Source organism: Romboutsia sp. 1001713B170207_170306_H8 (genome assembly GCF_015550495.1).
Classification (GTDB): Bacteria; Bacillota; Clostridia; order Peptostreptococcales; family Peptostreptococcaceae; genus Romboutsia_E.
In genome coordinates, this window is record NZ_JADNAX010000005.1 from 126,869 (window position 1) to 150,897 (window position 24,029).

24 protein-coding genes and 1 other annotated feature are annotated in these 24,029 nt (G+C 28.4%); of the genes, 2 read left to right on the forward strand and 22 right to left on the reverse strand.

The window, feature by feature from the left end; genetic code table 11:
- Window positions 1–19: 19 nt before the first annotated feature.
- From sdaAB to nadD, 10 genes are all read right to left on the reverse strand, one after another.
- Window positions 20–694 (reverse strand): L-serine ammonia-lyase, iron-sulfur-dependent subunit beta, encoded by a 675-nt coding sequence (sdaAB, locus tag I2A66_RS11280; protein WP_122640302.1) that lies wholly within the window; start codon window positions 692–694, stop codon window positions 20–22.
- A 366-nt stretch (window positions 695–1,060) separates the two neighbouring features.
- Window positions 1,061–1,444: a RidA family protein gene (locus tag I2A66_RS11285; RefSeq protein WP_122640301.1), complete on the reverse strand. Its 384-nt coding sequence runs from the start codon at window positions 1,442–1,444 to the stop codon at window positions 1,061–1,063.
- A gap of 84 nt (window positions 1,445–1,528) precedes the next feature.
- Window positions 1,529–2,746: a threonine ammonia-lyase gene (gene ilvA / locus I2A66_RS11290; RefSeq protein WP_195251685.1), complete on the reverse strand. Its 1,218-nt coding sequence runs from the start codon at window positions 2,744–2,746 to the stop codon at window positions 1,529–1,531.
- A 203-nt stretch (window positions 2,747–2,949) separates the two neighbouring features.
- Window positions 2,950–3,984, reverse strand: coding sequence for a galactose/methyl galactoside ABC transporter permease MglC (gene mglC, locus I2A66_RS11295; RefSeq protein WP_122640299.1), 1,035 nt, complete (start codon window positions 3,982–3,984; stop codon window positions 2,950–2,952).
- Window positions 3,962–5,503 carry a galactose/methyl galactoside ABC transporter ATP-binding protein MglA gene (gene mglA / locus I2A66_RS11300; RefSeq protein ID WP_279309971.1) on the reverse strand — a complete coding sequence of 514 codons (1,542 nt, stop codon included), beginning with the start codon at window positions 5,501–5,503 and terminating at the stop codon, window positions 3,962–3,964. The genes mglC and mglA overlap by 23 nt, the downstream gene beginning before the upstream one ends.
- A gap of 109 nt (window positions 5,504–5,612) precedes the next feature.
- Window positions 5,613–6,647: a galactose/glucose ABC transporter substrate-binding protein MglB gene (mglB, locus tag I2A66_RS11305; protein ID WP_122640298.1), complete on the reverse strand. Its 1,035-nt coding sequence runs from the start codon at window positions 6,645–6,647 to the stop codon at window positions 5,613–5,615.
- Window positions 6,648–6,871: 224 nt separating this feature from the next.
- The gene (gene leuS / locus I2A66_RS11310; RefSeq protein ID WP_195251690.1) at window positions 6,872–9,292 is read right to left on the reverse strand and encodes a leucine--tRNA ligase; all 2,421 of its coding nucleotides are present in this window, start codon (window positions 9,290–9,292) and stop codon (window positions 6,872–6,874) included.
- Window positions 9,293–9,406: 114 nt separating this feature from the next.
- Window positions 9,407–9,601 (reverse strand) — a binding site (T-box leader).
- 31 nt (window positions 9,602–9,632) lie between these two features.
- Window positions 9,633–9,983, reverse strand: coding sequence for a ribosome silencing factor (rsfS, locus tag I2A66_RS11315; protein ID WP_122640296.1), 351 nt, complete (start codon window positions 9,981–9,983; stop codon window positions 9,633–9,635).
- 129 nt (window positions 9,984–10,112) lie between these two features.
- Window positions 10,113–10,676, reverse strand: coding sequence for a bis(5'-nucleosyl)-tetraphosphatase (symmetrical) YqeK (gene yqeK / locus I2A66_RS11320; RefSeq protein ID WP_122640295.1), 564 nt, complete (start codon window positions 10,674–10,676; stop codon window positions 10,113–10,115).
- Window positions 10,677–11,366, reverse strand: a complete 690-nt coding sequence (gene nadD / locus I2A66_RS11325) for a nicotinate-nucleotide adenylyltransferase (protein ID WP_122640294.1) — start codon at window positions 11,364–11,366, stop codon at window positions 10,677–10,679. It lies immediately after the preceding gene.
- A gap of 242 nt (window positions 11,367–11,608) precedes the next feature.
- Between nadD and recX the strand changes: the two genes are divergently transcribed.
- Entirely contained in the window at window positions 11,609–12,247 is a 639-nt protein-coding gene (gene recX / locus I2A66_RS11330) for a recombination regulator RecX (protein ID WP_122640293.1), read from the forward strand.
- Window positions 12,248–12,400: 153 nt separating this feature from the next.
- On the opposite strand, the gene I2A66_RS11335 is transcribed toward recX, so the two are convergent.
- From I2A66_RS11335 to I2A66_RS11345, 3 genes are all read right to left on the reverse strand, one after another.
- A complete protein-coding gene (locus I2A66_RS11335) occupies window positions 12,401–12,973 on the reverse strand; it encodes an ECF transporter S component (protein WP_243113394.1) in 573 nt (190 codons plus the stop codon).
- A gap of 16 nt (window positions 12,974–12,989) precedes the next feature.
- Entirely contained in the window at window positions 12,990–14,153 is a 1,164-nt protein-coding gene (locus I2A66_RS11340; RefSeq protein WP_195251691.1) for a pyridoxal-phosphate-dependent aminotransferase family protein, read from the reverse strand.
- A 188-nt stretch (window positions 14,154–14,341) separates the two neighbouring features.
- Window positions 14,342–14,674 (reverse strand): DUF5658 family protein, encoded by a 333-nt coding sequence (locus tag I2A66_RS11345; RefSeq protein WP_147515731.1) that lies wholly within the window; start codon window positions 14,672–14,674, stop codon window positions 14,342–14,344.
- 251 nt (window positions 14,675–14,925) lie between these two features.
- Between I2A66_RS11345 and I2A66_RS11350 the strand changes: the two genes are divergently transcribed.
- On the forward strand, window positions 14,926–15,849 hold the full coding sequence (locus tag I2A66_RS11350; RefSeq protein WP_122640289.1) for a ribonuclease Z: 924 nt from the start codon (window positions 14,926–14,928) through the stop codon (window positions 15,847–15,849).
- Window positions 15,850–15,895: 46 nt separating this feature from the next.
- Here I2A66_RS11350 and I2A66_RS11355 read toward each other — a convergent pair whose 3' ends face one another.
- The 9 genes from I2A66_RS11355 to I2A66_RS11395 all read right to left on the reverse strand — a co-directional run bounded on the left by I2A66_RS11355 (window position 15,896) and on the right by I2A66_RS11395 (window position 24,006).
- On the reverse strand, window positions 15,896–16,162 hold the full coding sequence (locus I2A66_RS11355; RefSeq protein ID WP_122640288.1) for a hypothetical protein: 267 nt from the start codon (window positions 16,160–16,162) through the stop codon (window positions 15,896–15,898).
- Window positions 16,163–16,643: 481 nt separating this feature from the next.
- The gene (locus I2A66_RS11360; RefSeq protein WP_122640287.1) at window positions 16,644–17,930 is read right to left on the reverse strand and encodes an NCS2 family permease; all 1,287 of its coding nucleotides are present in this window, start codon (window positions 17,928–17,930) and stop codon (window positions 16,644–16,646) included.
- Window positions 17,931–18,151: 221 nt separating this feature from the next.
- Window positions 18,152–19,486, reverse strand: a complete 1,335-nt coding sequence (locus tag I2A66_RS11365) for a CoA-disulfide reductase (RefSeq protein WP_195251692.1) — start codon at window positions 19,484–19,486, stop codon at window positions 18,152–18,154.
- 239 nt (window positions 19,487–19,725) lie between these two features.
- On the reverse strand, window positions 19,726–20,097 hold the full coding sequence (locus I2A66_RS11370; RefSeq protein WP_122640285.1) for a YhbY family RNA-binding protein: 372 nt from the start codon (window positions 20,095–20,097) through the stop codon (window positions 19,726–19,728).
- 21 nt (window positions 20,098–20,118) lie between these two features.
- Window positions 20,119–21,399, reverse strand: a complete 1,281-nt coding sequence (gene obgE, locus I2A66_RS11375) for a GTPase ObgE (RefSeq protein ID WP_147515728.1) — start codon at window positions 21,397–21,399, stop codon at window positions 20,119–20,121.
- A 135-nt stretch (window positions 21,400–21,534) separates the two neighbouring features.
- On the reverse strand, window positions 21,535–21,825 hold the full coding sequence (rpmA, locus tag I2A66_RS11380; protein WP_122640283.1) for a 50S ribosomal protein L27: 291 nt from the start codon (window positions 21,823–21,825) through the stop codon (window positions 21,535–21,537).
- A gap of 14 nt (window positions 21,826–21,839) precedes the next feature.
- The gene (locus tag I2A66_RS11385; protein WP_122640282.1) at window positions 21,840–22,157 is read right to left on the reverse strand and encodes a ribosomal-processing cysteine protease Prp; all 318 of its coding nucleotides are present in this window, start codon (window positions 22,155–22,157) and stop codon (window positions 21,840–21,842) included.
- A gap of 15 nt (window positions 22,158–22,172) precedes the next feature.
- Window positions 22,173–22,484: a 50S ribosomal protein L21 gene (rplU, locus tag I2A66_RS11390; RefSeq protein ID WP_147515727.1), complete on the reverse strand. Its 312-nt coding sequence runs from the start codon at window positions 22,482–22,484 to the stop codon at window positions 22,173–22,175.
- A gap of 118 nt (window positions 22,485–22,602) precedes the next feature.
- Window positions 22,603–24,006: an Rne/Rng family ribonuclease gene (locus tag I2A66_RS11395; protein WP_195251693.1), complete on the reverse strand. Its 1,404-nt coding sequence runs from the start codon at window positions 24,004–24,006 to the stop codon at window positions 22,603–22,605.
- Window positions 24,007–24,029 lie beyond the last annotated feature (23 nt).

The following is a 24,029-nucleotide window of genomic DNA, read 5'->3' on the forward strand; positions in this document are numbered from 1 at the left end:
GTCTATCTCTCCTTACTGTCTAGAATTTGTCTAAAACTACAGCTTTAGCTACAACTTCAAATTTACTTATTTGATCTAATATATCTCTTTCTAACGGCTCATCTGTCTCTATAGTCACAAATGTATACTCAGAACCTGCTATTCTACTAGTAGACATTGTAGCTATATTTTTATTATTGTGAGCAAGTAATCCAGTTACAAAAGATACTGCTCCTGTTATATCTTTTATTTCTAATATTACAGCTGGTTTAGCACCATTGAAATCTAAAGCTAGTCCATCCATTTCAGTAAGTTTTATGTTACCTCCACCAATAGAAGCACCTTTAACTTCACATTTACTTCCATCTTCTAATACCATTTCCATTCTTACACTATTAGGATGCTCATTTTCACCTAAATCAGTTTTTATAAATTCAAATTTAACACCCATTTCATTTGCTATGTCAAAAGAGTCTCTTATTCTAGCATCTTCTGGATCAAATCCTAATATTCCTCCAACTAATGCTTTATCTGTCCCATGACCTTTATATGTTTCTGCAAAAGAACCATGTAAATAGAATTTTACTTCTTTTACAGGTTTACCTGCTATTTTAGAAGCAGTCTTTCCAAGTCTTGCAGCTCCTGCAGTATGGGAACTAGATGGACCTATCATATTTGGTCCTACAACGTCAAATACACTATAATCTTTAGCCATTGCTTTACCTCTTCTTTCTTAAATGTCTCATTAAATTAATTTCTGAAATCATTTTCACAAAACTTAAATAAAATTAATTTAATACCAATAATCTAAAAGCATCTAATTTTGTTAAATATAAATTTAATAGCATTAGTTATGCAGCTATTATATATACTTATTATTAATTAAATAAAAGCATCTATACTTTAATTTATTTTTTGTTATCTGCTAATTAATATTATATATAAAAAATCATTTTTATGGAATATTTTTTTTCATATTTTTTTATTTTCCAATTATTAGTTTACGTACTATTTTGAGATTTAATAGAATATAAAATGACCAGCATCTACTGGCCATTTTTTATATTTTAATTAAAGCTTATTATTCTACTACAGCTATAACTTCTATCTCAACTTTAACATCTTTTGGTAATCTAGCAACTTCTACACAAGCTCTAGCTGGCTTGTTTTCACCAAAGAACTCTGCATAAACTTCATTTATTAAAGCAAATTCATTCATATCTTTTATGAATACTGTTGATTTAACTACATTTGAAAAATCAGCTCCTGCTTCTTTTAATATAGCCGCTACATTTTCTAATGATTGCTTTGTTTGAGCCTTAACATCTCCTTCAACTATTTCCATAGTCTCTGGTACAAAAGGAACTTGTCCAGATACAAATAATAAATTTCCAGCTTTTATAGCTTGAGAATATGGTCCTATTGCTTTTGGTGCATTATCAGTATGTATTACTTGTTGTTTCATTTTTAATTCCTCCTAAAATCTATATAATCTTTAATACTTTACTTTATATTATACTACCCTATAATAAAAATTGTATATATTATTTTATAAATCTTTTATCTCAAATCCAGCAGATTCTATATCTTTTTTTATTTTTCCTATATGATCATGGTCAAATGTTTCTAATACAAATTCTGCAAGTTGTTTTCCTATATATGCTCCAGATGATAATCTAGACTGATTTGCATTTAATATGTTAGCTTTATTCTCACTTATTATTTTTGTTAATTGAGAGAATCCACCTGGTTGATCCACCATTGTTACACCAAATGAGTATCTTCTACCTTCTTTAGCTAGTCCTGTACCTATTATTCTATATAAATTATTAACATCTACATTTCCACCAGATATTATACAAACAATATTTTCATCTGATTTAGGAACATATTTTTTACTTAACAATGCAGCAGTTGTTACTGCACCAGATCCTTCTGCTACAACTTTTAAGTTTTCCATTAAGTACACTATACCTTGAGCTATTTCATCTTCTTCTACAAGAACTATTTCATCAACTAACTCATTTATTATTTCAAATGTCATATCTCCAGGAGTTTTAACAGCTATACCATCAGCTATTGTAGTAGCATTAAACGCAGTTGTAACTACTCCATGTTTTACAGATTCATGCATAGAAGGTATATTAGCAGTCTGTACTCCTATTATTTTAACGTTTGGATTTAATGCTTTTGCTGCAACTGCAACACCTGCTATTAATCCTCCTCCGCCTATTGGACATAAAATTGTATCAACTTTATTATCTAATTGTTCAAATATTTCAATCCCTATTGTTCCTTGACCTGCTATTACATATTTATCATTAAACGGATGTAAAAATGTTGCACCAGTTTCTTTTTGTATTTCAACTGCTTTTGCATAAGCATCATCGTATACTAATCCATTTAAAACAACTTCTGCTCCATAACCTTTTGTTGCAGAAATTTTTAATAATGGTGCGGTAGCAGGCATTACTATTGTAGATTTAATCCCGCTCATTTTAGCCCCTAATGCAACCCCTTGAGCATGATTGCCTGCACTTGATGCAATTACTCCATTTGCTTTTTCTTCATCTGTTAAATTTGCTATTTTATTACAAGCTCCTCTTACTTTGAAAGACCCTGTTCTTTGTAGGTTTTCGCATTTATAAAAAACGTTTGCATCGACCTTATTACTTAAGCCTGCACATTCTAATAAATCAGTTTTCTTAACTATATCTTTTATAGTTTCCTTTGCTTGCTTTATGTCTTGTAATGTAACTTGTAACATAATCGTCCCCCTAAAATTCATATTGATTTAGATAGTCATTTTTTTAACATTTAAGTGTGTTATTTTTTCCACAAACTAATTATATTATTAATAACTAGCTTTAGTCAATAATTATTAAATAAATTAATTATTTTTTTGACAAAAAAAGACTATTTGCCACTGAACAAATAGTCTTTTTATATTTTTAAAATTAAATTTATAAATTATTTTTTCTTCATGTACTTTCTTGTATCAAGTGCAACTGCCGCTATTATTATTACCCCCTTTATAATAAACTGTAAGTATGTACTTACACCAATAAATGATAATCCATAATTTAAAACTTGGAATATTAATACTCCAGTTATTATTCCACCTATACTACCAATACCACCAGAGAAAGATACTCCTCCTACAACACAAGCTGCAATAGCATCCATTTCATACATTAGTCCTGTATTGTTAGTAGCACTACCTACCCTAGCTGCTTCTAAAGATCCTGCAAGTCCATACAAAAGACCTGCCATAACGTATATTATTATTAGATTTCTAACAACATTAACACCAGATACTTCTGCTGCTTCTGGATTACCTCCTATAGCAAACATGTTTTTACCAAGCTTAGTTTTATTCCATATAAGCCACATTATTATACAAGCTATTACTGCATAAATTATAAGATATGGTAATCTAAACTCTCCTAATTGAAAACCTCCAACTGCTAACTGTTTAAATCCTTTATCAAGACCTGCTATAGGTTGTGCTCCGTATGGAGGTCTATCAAAGTATAAACTTGTTATACCATAGGCCAAAAGCATAGTCCCCATAGTAGCTATAAAAGGTGGTGTTTTTAATTTTGCAACTGCAAATCCATTTATTCCACCCATTATCCCACATATTATCATTACAAATAATATTACTGCAACCACCGGCAATTTTTGTAAATTAGGATACATTCTATATGCATAGTCTGTTGCTTGTAGCAATGATGCTGATACTACAGCAGCCAAACCAATTATACGACCAGCAGAAAGATCTGTACCTTGAGTTACTATTATTCCACCTATACCTAGTGCTATAATCATACGTGTAGAACATTGTGCTAGTATATTAGTTAAGTTTTTTATAGAAAGAAAGCTTGGTTCTATTATAATTATACCTATAAGTATAATAAACAGAACTATTGGTATTACATTATTTCCAGCCCACTCTATAATATTAAAAGATTGCTTTTCATTAGTTAGTGACTTTGTCTTCATGGCTATCCCCCTCTATAAACTTCGCTGATAATTTCATTATCTCTTCTTGCGTAGTATTTTTTGAATCTACAATTCCTGCAACTCTACCATTACTCATTACTAATATTCTATCTGTTACACCTATAAGTTCTGGCATTTCCGAGGAAATCATTATAATCCCTTTTTCTTTACTTGCTAAGTCATTTATAAGTTGATATATTTCATATTTTGCTCCTACATCTATTCCCCTTGTAGGTTCATCTAGCATAAGTATTTCAGGATTAGTTAGTAACCATCTTCCTATTATTACTTTTTGTTGGTTACCGCCTGATAAGCTTCCTATACTAGTTTTTTGCGATGGGGTTTTTACATTCATAGAATCTATAACCCACTTTGTATCTTTTCCCATTTTCTTATCAGATAAAAACAATACATTAGATTTATAAGAATCCATATTCGATATAACAGAGTTAAAATTTATACTAAGTTGAGGAAATATTCCCGTAGTTCTTCTTTCTTCTGTAACTAAAGCAAAACCATTTTCCATAGATTTTCTAGGATTTTTGTTTTCAATCAACTTTCCATGTAGCTTAATTGTTCCTTTATCTATATTTCTCATTCCAAACAATGCTTCTACAACTTCAGTTCTTTTCGATCCAACTAACCCAGCTATGCCAAGTATTTCACCTTTTCTTAGTTTAAAACTAACATCTTTTAACCCAAACTTTGTATTTTCACTTAACCCATCAACTTCTAATATAACTTCGCCAGGATGATTTTCTTTTGGTGGGAATCTATTTGACATATCCCTACCAACCATCATACTTATAATCTTATCTGTTGTTAACTCTGATGCATCCTTAGTCTCTATTAATTGTCCATCCCTCATTACAGTTACTTCATCTGATATTTTTAATATCTCTTCCATCTTATGTGATATATATATTATTGCTACATTTTTATTTTTTAACTTTGTTATAATTCTAAATAAATGTTCTACTTCCTTTTCTGTAAGAGATGACGTAGGTTCATCCATAACTATAACTTTTGAATTATAAGAAACTGCTTTTGCTATTTCTATCATTTGCATTTGAGATACTGATAGATTTCCAACTTTCTCTCTAGGATCTACATCGATATCTAAATCCTTGAAAATTTCTAAAGTATCTTTATACATCTTATTTTCATCTATAAATAATCCTTTTTTAGGATATCTTCCAAGCCAAATATTATCTAATATATTTCTTTGTCTAACTTGATTTAGTTCTTGATGAACCATTGATACACCATTATCAAGTGCTTGTCTAGTATTTTGAAATTCTATTTCTTTTCCTTCTAAGTATATTTCCCCTGAGTCTTTCTTATAAATTCCAAATAAGCATTTCATTAAAGTTGACTTTCCAGCACCATTTTCTCCCATAAGGGCATGTACTGTTCCTGGTCTAACATTTAAATTTACATTATCTAAAGCTTTTACACCTGGAAACTCTTTAGTTATATTTATCATCTGTAAGATGAATTTATTATCTATCTTATCCAATAGTTGATACCCCCTTTAGACGTTACCTATATATTTTAATTTAATACCTAAGAACTTATTTTATATTTATAAAAGCTCTTAGGTATTGAGTAATCTTTATAATATTATATTACTTAGCTTCATCTAAATTATCTTTAGTAATTCCTATATATGGTACACGAACAGCTTTAGTATCATCTAACTTCCATTCTGTTCCTTCTACTGGATCTTTACCGTTAGCTAAATTTACACATAAATCAATAACTGCTTTAGCTTGGTTTGGAGCATCATTTAGTACTGTCCCTACAACCTTATCATTCTCTATAAGAGTTACTATTTCAGGTATAGCATCAACACCTACAACTGGCATAAATTTATCCCCTGTAAAATATCCTTCTTTTTCAAGAGAAGCAACAGCACCTGAAGCCATACCATCATTATTACAAATTACAAATTCTATTTTATCTCCAAACTTAGCTAACCATGCATCCATTTTTTCAGTTGCTTTAGCTGCATCCCACATACCTGTATCTATTGCTAATTCTTCAGTTTCTATACCTTTCTCATTTACTGTTTTTATAACCCATTCAGTTCTAGCTTCTGCATCTGGATGTCCTGGTTCTCCTTTTATTAACACATATTGTATTTTTCCATCTCCATTTTTATCCCATTTTTCTTTGTTAGCTTCCCATTCTTTAGCCACAACTTCTCCTTGAATAACTCCTGATTCCTTAGATACAGTTCCTACATAATATGCCTTGTCGTAACTTGCTAAAGCATCTGCATCTGGCTCTTTATTAAAGAATACTACTGGTAAATCTGAAGCTTGAGCCTTTTCTATCACTGAACTTGCGGCTTTTGGATCAACTAAGTTTATTGCTAATACATTAGCACCCTTAGCTATCATAGTATCAATTTGATCTAATTGTTTTGCTTGGTCATTTTGGGAGTCATCTACTGTTATTTCTGCTACATCTTTAGCATTTTCCTTTAACTCTCTACTAACTGCAGATATAAAGTTATCATCTGCTTTATAAACTGTTGCACCTATTTTAGGCTGATCTGATGAGTTAGTTCCATCTCCTGAATCACTTGATGAACAACCTACCATTGAAAATAACATTGTAGCTGATAATCCTAATGCTAAAATCCCCCTCTTATTCATATAAATCCCCCTCTAATCTTTAGTTTTAACACTACGAAAGTGTTTTCCCTATAATTGTAGATGATTTTATTATAATTTTCAATAAATTATTTTATAATTAAATATTTTATAATAACGTTACTAATTATATGTGTTTTTAACACTATTTTAATTATGTATATAAAAAGTAGGACTATTATGTTTTAAATAAAACAAAATAGTCCTACTTTTATATACTTTATATGTTATTTAACAACTATATTAACTAATTTCTTAGGAACTGCAATAACTTTAATTACAGTTTTACCATCAACTAAAGCCTTTATTTTTTCATCTGCCATAGCTAAACTTTCCATTTCTTCTCTAGATACATTAGCTCCAACTGTTAACTTTCCTCTTACTTTACCATTAACTTGAACTACAACTTCAACTTCATCTTTAACTAATGCAGTTTCATCATATTTTGGCCAGCTTATATCAAATACACTGCCTTCTTTACCTATCATAGTCCATAATTCTTCTCCCATATGAGGAGTAAATGGAGCAAGTATAGTTACTATAGTTTCTATACCTTCTTTTATAACTGCATTATTTCTATTATCTAACTCTTTGTACTTATACATTTCATTTATTAATTCCATTAAAGCAGATATAGCTGTGTTAAATCCAAACTTTTCACTTAAATCTTCTGTAACTTTTTTAAGTGTTGCATGAATTGTATATCTCATAGCCTTATCTTCTTTAGTTAATTCACCTATAGTACAGTCATCCTTAGCAATATCAGCTAATTCATCAACTAATCTGTAAACTCTATTTAAGAATCTATAACATCCTTCAACACCTTGTTCAGACCAATCTAAATCTCTTTCTGGCGGTGCTGCAAATAGTACAAATAATCTCGCTGTATCAGCCCCGAATTCTTCTATTATTTCAAGAGGAGAAACTACATTACCTTTTGACTTACTCATCTTAGTACCTTCTTTAAGAACCATACCTTGAGTTAATAAGTTTTTAAATGGCTCTTTGAAGTCAACAAGTCCCATATCATTAAATGCTTTTACAAAGAATCTTGAGTACAGTAAATGCATTATAGCATGCTCTACACCACCTATATATTGGTCAACCGGCATCCACTTATTAACTACTTCTGAGTCAAATATATTTTCAGTATTCTTAGGATCTATGTATCTTAAGAAGTACCAAGAAGAATCCACAAATGTATCCATTGTATCAACTTCTCTTCTAGCTGGTTTACCACAACAAGGACAAGCTGTAGTCATAAATTCTTTTGAAGTTGTAAGTGGAGATTCACCTTTACCTGTAAACTCAACATCTGTTGGTAATAATACTGGTAAATTTTCTTTTTTCTCTGGAACTACACCACAATCATCACAGTAAACAACTGGAATTGGACATCCCCAGTATCTTTGTCTAGAAAGTAACCAGTCTCTTAATCTATAGTTAACTGTTTTCTTTCCTATTTTCATTTCTTCTATTTTTTCTATTATCTTATTGAAAGCTTCAGATGCATCCATTCCATTAAATTCACCTGAGTTTATCATTTTATTTTCTTCATCTATTACTGGTAATATCTCTAAGTTGTATTTTTCAGCAAATTCTCTATCTCTTTCATCATGAGCAGGAACTGCCATTATAGCACCTGTACCATAATCTGCTAATACATAGTTTGCTATCCATATTGGAGCTTTTTCTCCTGTTAAAGGATTAACTACATATTTGCCTATAAACATACCTTCTTTTTCTACATCTGTAGAAGTTCTTTCTATTTCTGTCATTGTGTGCATTTTTGCAACAAACTTTTCTACATCTGCTTCATATTCTGTTCCAGCAACTAGATCCTTAACTAAATCATGCTCTGGAGCAAGTACCATATATGTAACACCATGAACAGTATCTGGTCTAGTTGTAAATACTGTCATAGACCTATCAGTTCCATCTATATCGAATACTATTTCAGCACCTGTACTTTTTCCTATCCAGTTCTTTTGCATTAATTTAACTTTATCTGGCCATCCATCTAAAGTATTTAAATCTTGAAGTAATTCTTCAGCATAGTGAGTAGTTTTAAAGTACCATTGTTCTAAATCTTTCTTTATAACTACAGAATCACATCTTTCACATTGTCCTTGAACAACTTGCTCATTTGCAAGAACTGTTTCACAAGATGGGCACCAGTTAACAAAAGATTTCTTCTTATATGCTAATCCATGTTCTAAGAATTTTAAAAATATTTCTTGAGTAAATTTGTAATATTCTGGAGTAGAAGTTGCAACTTCTCTATCCCAGTCATAGCTAAGACCCAATAATTTTAATTGGCCTTTCATATCTTCTATATTTTCCATAGTCCATTTATGTGGATGTATACCATGCTTTATAGCTGCATTTTCTGCTGGAAGACCAAATGAATCCCATCCCATTGGATGAAGTACATTATATCCTTCCATTTTTTTAAATCTAGCAACAACATCACCTATAGAGTAGTTTCTAACATGACCCATATGTATTTTCCCTGATGGATATGGGAACATTTCTAAAGTATAATAGTTTGGCTTAGAATTATCTAGTGTATTAGTTTTATACTGATCATTTTCAGACCAAGTTTTTTGCCATTTAGCTTCTACATTTTTATGATTGTAAACGCTCATTAAAATTTCCTCCTTTGATATTTTGATTAAAATAGTCTATAAAAGTTATTTTATCCATGTTTAGATAAATTTAACTTATATGATAAAAAAATCCTCAGTCTCTAAACAATATTGTTTAGGGACGAGGATTATATCTTCGCGGTACCACCCTAATTAGTCTAAAATTAGACTCTCTTAGATAGTTTTTATGCCAACTACGGCCAAATAGATTATTTCTAGCAAGTTCAAAGTTCTAATTTACTAGTTCACAGCAACCACTAGCTCTCTGATAAAATTTTTGCTTTTACTACTCTAGTCTACTTGATATATTTATTATTTATAATTAATTATATTATCATTATTATGCTAAAGTGTCAATATCTACGTATGGAGCGTCTTTCCATAATTTTTCTAGGTTATAGAATCCTCTTTGTTCTTCATTAAATATATGAACTATAACATCGCCATAATCAAGAAGTACCCAAGTTTGACTTTCATATCCTTCTTTTCCTCTTGGCTCTATTCCAAGCTTTGTTAATTCATCTTCTACATTATCAGCTATAGCTTTTACTTGTCTTTGAGAACCAGCTGTAGCTATTACAAAGTAATCACATAAGCTAGATACTGCTCCTATATTTATTATAGATATATCTTGACCAATTTTATCGTCTATTGCATCATATATTACTTTCGTCATTTCATTTACTGTCATTTTAATTCCTCACTTTCCTAATTTTAAACACGTTTTATTATTATACCATAAATAGTGTATAGTAAGCATCTTATTTTTAAACTGCATCTATCTATTATATACTATTATTTCATAATAATAATTTTTTAGTTATTTTTTCATTATATAATTACGTGCACTTACAGTTCTTGGGTGTATCAACTGATTATTATCTATTACAAATTTTATCGTGTTATTAAATGATATGAGTAATGCCTCATCTAATTTACCACTATAAGTTAATTCTCTTAATAAATCTACATTTGGAAAATTCCTATCTTTTTCTATTAAATCTGCCATATAAATTATTTTTTCTAATAATGACATATTTTCTTTTCCTGTTGTATGATATCTTATAGCATCTAGTATTTCTATGTCATTTATTTCAAATTCATATCTAGCTATGTATGAACCTATAATACTGTGAGATAAAGCTAAACTTTCCATTTCTAATTCATCTAATTTTATATTATATTTTCTAACATAGTAATCGACTTCTTCTAAGGTTAAATATTTAGCACAATCATGTACTATACCTGCTATGTATGCTTTTTCATTATCACAATTATATATTTCACATAACTTTACTGCACATTCTGCTACATTTAAAGAATGATTTAATCTTCTTTTAGGTAACATATCTTTTAATTTTTCATTTATATCCGTTAAATTCATTTACTTTACTCCTATTTTATATAAATTTTTCTCACGCATATATTTTTCTACATTTTCTGGTAATAAATATTTCACTGACTTTCCAGACTTTAGTTGCTGCCTTATGTAAGTAGATGATATATCTAAAGATGGAACATATACGCTTATAATTTTAGCATTATATTTTTCTTCTAAATTTTCAATTTTCTCTTGTGCTTCAAGTAAACTTATTCCCGGTCTTGTTGCTGCTATAAAAGTAGCTAGTTTAAAATTTTCCTCTACTTCTTTCCAAGTTTCAATATCACAAATTGCATCTGCACCTGTTATAAAGAATATTTCACAATTGTTATATTCTTTTTTTAGATGTCTAAGTGTATCTACAGTATAAGTTTTATTTTCATTTTCTATTTCAAAATCCAATACTATAAAGTTCTCATTGTTTCTTGTAGATATTAAAACCATATTATATCTATCATATTTATTAGTTACATTTTCTAACTTATGAGGAGGATTTCCTGTAGGTATGAATATAATCTTATCTAACTTATACTTATCTCTAATAAACTCTGCTGTTGCTAAATGTGCATAGTGAATTGGATCAAAAGTTCCCCCCATAATTCCAATCCTTAATTTAGAGTCACTATTTTTAAATTGTTCTAACTTATGAGTATTTATATCTTTTGCTCTTTTAAGTAGATCTTCAATGCTCATATTTAATCTCCTTTTTTACAAATATATTTTCATTGTATCATTATTTTTATTTTATTTAGGTAATAATTTGTATTTTTTAGTATATAATCATATTTATACATATCTTTACTTTAAAAATTAAATTTTTAACATTGATTCAACTAATTATTTAGTCAACTATCTGATATTTTACATTATTTTATATAAAATTCAAGATGTAAATATACAGATTAATATAAATAGCATTATTAAGGAGTTTACATATGGCTATAATTACGAAAATAGAACAACAAAAGAAAAACCAAGATAGAGTTAATATTTATGTTAATGGTGAATACTTCACTGCTATATTTAAAGAATTAGTTTTCACATTTAACTTGAAAAAAGGTGATGAAATTGATGAAGATTCATTAAGATCACTATTAAATGATGAAATGTATATAAAGGCTAAAAATAAAGCTCTTAATATATTATCTAAGGCTGATCAATCAGAAAGAAAAATAAGAGAAAAATTATCTAATGATTTTGAAGAAGATACAATCAATAAAGTAATTGAATTTTTAAAAAGAAATAATTTTATCAATGATAATTTACTTGCACAAAAAATAGTTAACACTAATCTTAATTTAAATAAGTGTGGTAAAAATAGAATAAAACAAAACCTTTATAATAAAGGCTTAGATTCAAATGCTATAAGTGAAGCTATTTCTGAAATTGATAGTGATGCAGAATTTGAAAATGCAATGTATCTTGCAAAAAAAAGATATGACCGAATAAAAAATGAAGATAAAAGAAAGATTTATCAAAAACTATCTCAACATTTAACATATAAAGGATTCAATTATGATATTATTAAAAGAGTATTAAATAAATTACTAAGTGTTGATGAATATGATTTATAATTTATATTTCCATTTGGAGGTTATATTATGACAAAATACATTATAGGAATTTTTAGCTTTTTATTAGGATTATATAACTTAAAGCAATTATATAAATTAGATAGCTAAAAATAAAAGTGGGTCGTACTATTATTCAGTACAGACCCTTGTATTTTATCTAATATATTTTTTTAGTAACTTAGCTACAGGTATTCCTATTAACATACCTATTAGTATTTGAGTTATATTACCTGGTATTGATAAAATTGCCTTAGTATGACTTCCATATAAAATAATTTCAGTTATATAATATCCAAATATCATCCAAATACCTGATATAATTATTCCAAGCATATTTGTAATTATATCATTACCTTTTTTATTCCTGGACCAAGATATACTTCCTATTATGTAACCCATTACGCCTCTTACTACAAATGTAAATGGTGCCCATATTGCCCATTCTGATAATAAATCAAATAGCCCCATACCAAAAGCACCTGCTATAGCACCTTTTTTCTTACCAAAAACTATCGCAGATATAAATAGCATAGTATTACCTAAATGTACTAATCCTCCAGTTGATTCAAGTGGTAACCTTATATTTATAAACCTAGTAGCTATAAATACTAATGCTATTAATAATCCATTTTCAGCCAAATCCCTAGAATTAATTTTTCTATTATTACTTTCTACAATTTGTGATATATCTAAGTCATCTTTTATTAACTTATTTTCCCCCATCATATCCACTCCCTAAAACTTACTTTATAACTAATTTTACTTCATCATAATACTTATTAAATAATTCTACTAATCTACCATTTCCCTCAAATCCAAGATATCTCAAAGATTCATCTATAAAGTTTAATACAGGTATTAGTTTTTCTACTCTAGCATTTTCTCCCATATGACCTATTCTTATTACTTTATCTGAGTAATTACCTAAAGATGTTGCTAAAATTAAATTGTATTTTTTTAATAAATTATCTGTTAATTTTTTTGCACCTATATTAGATGGTATTTCAACAACTGTGACAGTGTTAGAATAGCCTTCTTCTAAATATAAATTTAACCCATATTCTTTTATAGATTTCCTAACTGCATTAGCTATTTTTTTATGTCTTATTAGCACATTTCCTATACCTTCCTCAAGTATATTATCTATAGCTTTATCTAATCCCATTATGTCACTTATAGGCATCGTATATGGAAACCATTTATTTCTATAATAATTTTCCCATATTCCTAAATTACAATAGAAACCTATGATTGGAGTTTTTCTATTTCTTATAACACATTTAGCCTCATCACTTATACTAACTATAGTAAGACCTGCTGGTGCTGATATAGCTTTTTGTGATCCTCCTAGGGCTATATCAACTTTCCAATCATCAACATTAAGTTCTTCTCCAATCATACCCGCCACAGAATCTACTACTGTCAAAATACCATATTTTTTAAGTAAACGGCAAATCTCACTTAAGTTATTTAATACGCCTGTTGGAGTATCACAATGAACTAATGTTGCATATTTAAAGTTACTATCTTTTTTTAAAAATTCTTCCAATTCCTTTGTCTTAATATCTTTAGTGTATTCTCTTGAAAAGTAAGCTACTTCTCCTCCATACATTTTTACAAATTCATCAAATCCCTTACCAAATATTCCATTATCAATTACAAGAACTCTATCGCCCTCTTCAGTAAGTGATGCGCAAGCTGCTTCTAAACCTAGTATCCCTTCTCCACTTAATATGTAAACATCATTTTTTGTATTTATTATCTTACCAATCTTATCACAAGTATTTTTATAAAACTCAAAAAAATCTATATCCAGGTCTGGATTTGTTGTAGCTATAGATCTTGCTAACCTCACATTTTCTCTAACTTCTGTAGGACCTGGAGTATATACTAATTTGTTATTCATTTAAATTGCCCCCTTTTTTATTTATATAAGTCATTATATATCAATTATAATTGTATTGTATTATTCTAAAAACATTTTATAATTGTATCAGTACATTTATAGTTTTATATTTTAATAAATAATTTACTTTTATATTCTCCAAAACAATAAAATAGAGCACTTCTAAGCTTACCTAGAAGTGCTCTATTTTAGTTTAATATAAATATTGAGTATAATGCTATGTGATATAAACATATACCTACATAAATTATATTAGAAAAAAATATAACTAATTTAGTTATATTAGATAATTCGTTATTTATTTTATTTAATAAAAGTATAACTAAAATTGTAGGTAAAATTACTTTAATTAATAAAAATAATAATGGATTAATTTCATACATTATTCTTAAAAAGCTATTTAACTCTTTATAAAACTCATATTTTAAACCGATAAATGTTGCTATTCCGTCAAATATATTTAACAACATAATAGATATTAATCCGTACTGTGTTTTACTTTTTCTTAATGTATCTTCCATAAATTACTCCTATAAAATTAATATAGTTATTATTAATTTTATAGCTTTTAAGTTATATACTACATTAATCTAATTAGTAATTTTTATTCATAAATTATATAAGTTAGCTCCTAATAACTGCTATTATTTAAAAACTTACTTCCTATAATATTATATCTTATTGAAAATTTTTACGATTTTATTTCCTAAATTTTTCGCATAATATATATTATAGATACTATTAAAATCATTATCTATAAAAGGAGAAATTTATGATAGATTTAATTTTACTTGGATGTGGAGGAAATATGCCTATGCCTAATAGGTCTTTATCTTCTCTTTTTATAAATTATCAAGGAAGAAAGATATTAATCGACTGCGGTGAAGGCACACAAGTTTCTATGAGAATGAAAAACTGCGGATTTAAAAATATAGATCTAATATGCATAACCCATTTACATGGAGACCATATTATTGGTATTATTGGTCTTTTATCTACTATAGGAAATAGCTCTAGAACAGAAGATTTAACAATTGTAGGTCCTGTAGGAATAGTAGAAACCATAAATGCTATTAGAATTTTAGTCGAATATTTACCTTATAATATTAATGTTATAGAATATCCTAATGGTAGTTTCTCTCTAATAAATGAGTATTTAAAAGATTTAGAAATATCAACTCTGGATCTAGATCATTCTACTGAGTGCTTAGGATATAGTTTTTATTTCAAAAGAAAAGCTAAGTTTGATGTGAAAAAAGCAACAAATAACAATGTACCTAAAATTTTATGGCAAAAACTTCAAGAAGGAAAAGATATAAAATTTAAAGATAAACTTTATACTCCAGATATGGTGTTGGGAGATGATAGAAAAGGAATCAAAATAAGTTTTATTACAGATACTAGACCACTATTATCTATACCTGAATTTATAAAAGATAGCGACTTATTTGTATGTGAAGCAATGTATGGTGATGATTTAGATATCTCTAAAGCTGTAAAAAATAAACATATGACATTTAGAGAATCTGCTAATTTAGCTCGCTTAGGCAAAGTAAGACAGCTTTTATTAACTCATTTTAGCCCATCTCTAGAAAACCCTCATATTTATAAAGAAAATGCAACTTCTATTTTTGAAAATACTATTATAGGTGAGGATAGACTTGAGCTACACCTTAACTTTTATGATGAAAAATAAAAAAATGCCGCATAACTTGTTTCTAAGTAATGCGGTATTTCCAATTCTATTTATTGTTTCTAATTTCTTTTTGAATTTTTTTCAGAGCGTTCTTAGAAACTCTAACTATGTCTTTTTCTAACTTTCTATCTTCATAACTAATAAACAAAGTATTTAAATCATATCCATCTGGATATAAATCCTTTGCCTTTATGTGTAACTTTATTTTTCTTATATTAACATATATAAAATATTCTTTATATAAAACTTTTACATTATTAAATTTATCAATTGTTTTATACACTATTACATAATCATTATAATCCAATAACATAACTTTATCTCCTACTTCTAAATTAGGAGTATAAATTGAATTAGGATTTATATTAAATCATCCTTCTAGTGGTATATGATTACTATTTTCTAATATTTTTCTTGCTTCTTTATTTTCATTTAATCGTCTTTTTACTATATTAAAATTATCACTTGTAATTAACTTATCTATAAGCTCTTTTCCTAATGAACTTACACAATATACCTTTATTAATTCTTTTACTATATCTAGTTGTAATTTTTCAAATGTATCTATATTTATTTATCTTCTTATTAATTTTTTAATATGACTTCTTGATAAATAAGGGTTCGTTAGCCTTCATACTCCTTATTTATTAAGAAGTCTTACTACGGCCTCATTATATTTAAATTTTTTTAAAAATTTTCTCCTTCCAGTTAAATATAATTTATTAAAAAATAGGTAGAGTCTATATTTAGAATACTATGAGCTCTACCTATTTATGTAAATTTTATTTATATATTTATATTATAAAGTATATAATTAATGGAACACAAAGTATATATATACCCCAGTTTAACTCTTTATGCTTTCCTGCTAATACTTTAGTAAGCATATATGATATAATTCCTATACTTATACCATTAGGTATACTTGATGTAAATGTTGTAAATATTATTGTAGCAAAAGCTGGGAATGATTCTGTAAAATCATCTAATTCTAAATCTTTTATACTCGATATCATAAGAAGTCCTATCATTATTAAAGCTGGTGCTGTTGCTTGATTTGGAATCATCGTTGCTATAGGTGTTATAAATATTGTTAAAGCAAAACATATACCAGCAGTTAGTGCTGTTAAACCAGTTCTTCCACCTTCTTCAACTCCTGCTGCTGATTCAATAAATGTGGTAATAGTTGTTGAACCAAATAATGCACCTATTGTTGTTGCTAATGCATCTACAAAGAATGGTTTATTTATTTCAGGTAAGTCTCCATTTTCATCTAATAAATCTGCTTTTGCTGATACTCCTATTAAAGTTCCTAATGTTGAGAAGAAATCTCCAACAAAGAATGTAAACATTAATGGGAAGAAACTCCATTTAAAAGCTGATATTATATCTAACTTAAATGCTATAGGTTCTATTGAAGGTGGCATTGTTATTAAACTTTGTGGAATAGATGTTATTCCCATTGGTATACCTATTATAGTAGTTATTATTATACCTATTAGTACTGATCCTTTTACATTTCTTAAATTTAAAAATATTAATATTACTAACCCTATAATAGTTAAAATAACCGCTGGATTAGTCATATCTCCCATTGATATAGATGATCCATCTATAACCATTAATCCTCCATTAGAAAATCCTAATGATACTATATAAAATCCTACAGCTATTCCTATTGCATGTTTAACATTTTTAGGAATTAATGCTACTATAATTTCTCTTAATCCTAGTAATGTTAATAATAAGAACATTACTCCTGAAATAAATACCATACCAAGAGCAGTTTGCCATGATACAACTCCACCTGCTACCAAAGTATATGCAAAAAATGCATTACTTCCCATTGCTGGAGCTAATACAAATGGTAAATTTGTATATAATCCCATAAATATAGAAAATATTGCTGCTAATAAAGCTGTAACTACAGTCACTGCTCCTATATCCATACCGGCAGCTGACATAAATGTTGGCTGAACTATTAATATATATGCCATAGTCATAAACGTAGTAATACCTGCTGCTACCTCAGTTTTTACATCTGTTTTATGCTCTTTTAATTTAAATAATCTTTCTAACATAATTCCTCCGTATAACTTGTCTTATATTATTTATATCGTGTTATCGTTTTACGAACTAGATTTTAAATTTTATATTAAATGTTCACATTTGTCAATATTATTCGTCATTTTTCTACATTTTCTATTAGATTTTATGTATGTATATGAATTTTTAAGCCAAAAAATAGAATAGTAAACAATAATATAAATTATTCACTATTCTAATCTAATATTTTATTTAATTATTTGCTAACATTACCTGCAACATTTAATACATCCCAAGTTCTTGCAAATGGTGGTGCATAGCATAAATCTAACATACCTAATTGATTTGTAGTCATCTTACCAAATATCGCTGTCGCTAATACATTTGCTCTTTGAACTGAATCCTTAAATCCTGCAACTTGTCCACCTAAAATCACCTTAGTATCTGCATTATAAACAAGCTTTACATATATTTTATCTCTACCTGGATAGTAGTTAGTCTGATTAAAATCACTTATAAATTTAGCTTTATAATTTAATCCTAAACTTTTAGCTTTTTCTTCTGTTAATCCAGTTGATGCTGCTTCCATATTCATAACTTTTATACAACTTGATGCCAATGAACCTTGGAAAGCATTATTAGCTCCAGCTAAATTTTCTCCAACTATTCTACCTAACTTATTTGCTCCTGTTGCTAGAGGAACAAACATATCTTCATTTGTAACTATATTTTTTATAGTTGCACAGTCTCCTGCTGAGTAAACATCTTCTACAGAAGTTTTACCATACTCATCAACTATTATAGCTCCATTTCCTAACATTTCTATTTTAGTATCTTTTAAGAATGTAGTATTTGGTCTAACACCTGTAGCTATTATAACTAAATCAGCATCTATTCCACCTTTATTAGTTATAACTTTTTCTACTTTAGTTTCTCCTATAAATTCAGAAGCTAATTCTTCTAAGCGTAAATTAACTCCATGAGACTTAATTTCATCTTCTAACACATCTGTTATTTCTTTATCAAATACTGCATTTAAAACTCTATCAGCAGCTTGTATAACAGTTACATTTTTACCTAATTTCTTAGCAGCTTCAACGGCCTCCAATCCTATAAATCCTGCACCTATTATAACTACATTTTTAACATCTTCTTTATTTAGTATTTCTTTAACTTTTATACCATCTTCCATAGTTTTTAATGTTGAAACATTCTCAAGATTAACATTTTTTATAGGAGGTATTATACTACTCGCTCCTGTTGCTATCATTAATTTATCATAAGAATCTTCAAAAGTTTCACCAGTCTTAACATCTAAAACCTTTAATTTCTTATTATCAGTATCAACTGCTGTAACTTCTTTAAATATATTTAAATCTATTCCAGATTCTCTAAACTTTTCTGGGCTTCTAGCTATCATATTATTAGCATCATCAAAGAATCCTCCAACAAAATACGGTAATCCACAAGCTCCAAATGATACTACATCAGTTTTTTCATATACAACAACCTCATAATCAGGTTTCATTCTCTTTAATTTAGCTGCTGCAGACATACCAGCTGCAACCGCACCAATTATAACAACTCTCATATTATGTCCTCCTCAAATATTATATTTTGCCTTATACTGTAAATAAATTAACCTCTTAGATATTATATTAACATTTTAAAGTATAAAAATCTATTTTTATATTTATTTTTAATTCTATATATCAATATACCCAAATAGTAGTATCTTAATATAAAAAAATTCTAGTCATTTACAATAAAATTCATTGAATGACTAGAATTTTTTAATACTTATTATAATTAGTAAAAGTAACTTTATAACTATCTTCTTGCAGCTCTTTTAGTTATTTTTCCTTTTTTAGTTACTGTATTATCTTTAACTTTTGCCTTGGCTTGCTCTTGTCCTGGGAAAAGTATCTTTGGTTCTTCATTGTTTCTTCTATATATAGTAAATTTAAAACCTATAGCTTGTACGAACTCTGCTCTTAATGCATTACATATTGCATTAGCAGTTTCTTTAGCATCAAGACCTGCAGTTTCAAGTATAGTAACTTTTACTATTTCTCTACTATCTAACATAGCATCTAATTGATCTAAGAAACTTTCTGTTACACCTTCTTTACCTATTTGAGTTATAGGCTTTAAAGTATTAGCTATTGATCTTAAATAAGCTCTTTGCTTTCCTTTTAACATAATGTCACCTCTTTATTTATCCTAGTTGTAGAATTCAAATTCAATTTCATAAATCTTAACTGTATCTCCATCTTCAATACCCATCTCTCTAAGCTTATCAAAGACACCTTCTGACTCCATAGCTTTTTGGAAATATTGAATTGATTCCATATCTTCAAAGTTAACAGAATACATTATTCTTCTTAAAGATTTACCTTTAACAACATATATTCCATCTTCTATTTCAACAGTTAATCCTTCATCTTCATTAGATTGATCTAATTCTGGTCTATACATTTCTTCTTCTGTTACTAACTCTACATCTTCAACTTCTTTTAATAATTGAGATACATAAGCTATAACATCATCTATTCCTTGACGAGTAGCTGCAGACATTTTAAATACTTTATATCCTCTACCCTCAAGTTCTTCTTTAAATTCTTCATATACACTTTCATCTTCTAAAATATCCATTTTATTAGCAACAACTACTTGTGGTCTATGAGAAAGTTTTTCATTATATAGTGATAATTCTTCATTTATCTTATCAAAATCTTCTAATGCATTTCTACCTTCGTGTCCAGTTATGTCAACGATATGTATCAATACCTTAGTTCTTTCTACGTGTCTTAAGAAATCATGTCCAAGACCAACACCTTCTGCAGCACCTTCTATAAGCCCTGGTATATCAGCCAATACAAAGCTATCACCAAATTTAGTTTGAACCACACCTAAGTTTGGAGTTAACGTTGTAAAATGATAGTTAGCTATCTTTGGTTTTGCTTTAGTCACAACTGATAAGAATGTAGATTTACCAACATTAGGGAATCCTAGTAATCCTACATCTGCTATCATTTTAAGCTCTAGAATTACCCATCTTTCTTCTCCATCTGTACCAGATTTTGCAAAAGCTGGAGCTTGTCTTACTGCATTGGCAAAGTGTTGATTTCCTTTTCCACCTCTACCACCTTTTGCAACTACAGCTCTATCGCCTTCTTCTTTTAAATCTGCTATTATAAGTCCTGTAGCTTCATCTCTTATTATTGTACCAGGTGGAACTTTAAGAATTAAATCTTCTCCATTTTTACCTGCTTTTTTCTTTTTACTTCCATCTCCACCAGATTCAGCAAGGTACTTTCTTTGATATTTGAAATCCATCAAAGTTCTAAGACCTAAATCTACCTCAAATACTATACTAGCACCTCTTCCTCCGTCTCCTCCATCTGGTCCACCAGCTGGAACATATTTTTCTTTTCTAAATGCAACCGATCCATTTCCACCGTTACCAGCTTTAACAAAAATTCTTGCTTTATCTATAAACAAATTAATCACCTACTTGATTAAGACTTTTTTTTATTTTCTCCAAACTATAAATATTATATATATATATATATAATTTGAGGAAATCATCTATTTACAACAAAAAGGAGTGTAAGAACACTCCTTTTCTCATATATATTATTCAGCAATAGATACTGGATATACGCTTACTTTTTTTCTTTTCTTGTCTTTTCTTTCGAACTTAACAGTACCGTCTATTAATGCGAATAAAGTGTCATCTCCACCTTTACCTACATTAGTACCTGGATGTATCTTAGTTCCTCTTTGTCTTACTATTATACTACCAGCAGTAACTACTTGTCCGTCATATCTCTTAACACCTAATCTTTTAGATATAGAATCTCTACCGTTTTTAGAAGACCCTACCCCTTTCTTAGATGCAAGTAATTGTAAGTTCATGTTTAACATATTGGAGTCACCCCCTACTTTTTTAAGATTTTTATATTTTTTGGGTATTCCCTTTTAATTTCTTGAATAGCCAATTGAAAATGATTTAATAATAGCTGAGATTTCCCTAAAGAATTATCTTTAACAATACATTCTATATGTCCTTCTTTAGCTTCTATTTTTTCAAATTCAACTTTTTGTAATTTGTCTAAAGAGTTTATAACTGCAACTGCATTAGATGTAACTGCAGAACAAACTATATCATAACCTATTTCAGCATAATCAGCATGTCCCTTTAAACAAAAACCTTGAAGTAAGAAATCATCATTATAATAATAATTAACTTTTATCATTATTCAACCTAAATACTAAGCGTTTATTTTTTCTATAACTATCTTAGTGTATGGTTGACGATGTCCTTGTTTTCTTCTGTAGTCTTTCTTAGCTTTATACTTGAAAACTACAACCTTCTTAGCTTTACCTTGTTCAACAACTTTTGCTTGAACAGAAGCACCTTCAACAACTGGAGAACCAACAACTAACTCTCCGTTCTTAGTGCAAGCTAAAACTTCGTTTAAAGTTACAACATCACCAGCATTAGCTTCTAACTTTTCAACGAATAATACATCACCTTCAGCAACTTTATATTGCTTTCCACCTGTTTTTACTATAGCGTACATTAAATACACCTCCTCGGTCCAAAACTCGCCATAAAGGTAATTTCTAAAAGAAATTTTAAGACCTTTTTTGTGCGGCATTACATTTATTAATAATACTATGTTTTTTTACATTTGTCAACTAAGTATTAAAAATAATATTTATTTTTTCGTAACTTATACTGTCACGTCCTGTCGACTTAATAATAATATCATATTTTTTACTAATTGTGTTTAAAATATTTTTCCATTTTTGATTTATTTCTTTATATACTTCATTATTTAATTCTATGGATATACTTTTATATGATGTATGTTCAGATATTCTCATAACTTCTTTTTCTATATCATCAATTATTGAATTTATAGATTTTAAGTATGAATGCTCTTTACAAGTAGGGCAATCACCTAAAAAGTATGTATCTATAGAGCTCTTTTCTCTTCTTCTTGCAACCTCTACAAGACCTAGCCTAGTTAATCCCAACACTTCAGACTTTCTTTTATCTTTTTTAAGCTCATCACTTAATATTTTTAGCAATTCTTTTTTATATTCCTTTTTATGCATGTCAATAAAATCTATAATTATTATTCCACCTATGTCTCTAAGTTTAAGCTGTCTTGCAATCTCTTTTGCTGCTTCTAAGTTAGTTTTATATACAGTTTCTTCTAACTTTATACTTCCTGTATATTTTCCCGTGTTTACATCTATAACTGTCATTGCTTCAGTTTTATCTATTATTAAGTATCCACCACTTTTTAACCAAACTTTTTTATTTATAGATTTTTCAATTTGTCCTTGAACTTTATATAAGTCAAATACATCTTTATTCTTTTCTAATATTAACTTATTTACGTATTCTTTATTTATTTCTTTTAAAATATTTTTTAATTCACTATACTTTTCTTCATTGTTAACAACAATTTGATTTGTATACTCATTTACATTATCTTTTACATACTTTGATGCGAAATCTAAATCTTTATATAAAAGTTTAGGACCCATACCTAATTTAAATTCTTTACAAATTACTTCATACTTTGCCTTAAGATACTCTAAATCACACTTTAATTCCTCTAGTGTACATCCTTGAGCTTCAGTTCTAACTATTATTCCTAACCCCTCTTTATTTATTGCATTTATGATTTTTTTTAATCTAAATCGTTCTTTTTCATCTGTAATTTTATTAGACATAGTAGACCTATCATTAGATGGTATATAAACTAAGTATCTTCCTGCTATACTTATTTCTAAATTAAGTTTTGCCCCCTTACTTCCTATTCCTTCTTTATTAACTTGTACCATTATATCTTGACCTGATTTAATATCTTTATTTTTACCTAAAGGTAAATAAGCTAATTTATCAAGTCCTATATCCACAAATCCCGCCTCAATTCCTGGCTTTACATTTTTTACTACACCTCTATATATATTAGATACAATTTTTTCATTTGTATTATCTTCTATAAGCAATTCAACTAGCTTATCATCTTCAAGTATTGCAGTTTTTTGTGATAAAACTAACGATTCTATAACTATATTTTTCATTTAAAATTCCTTTCATGTTTTAC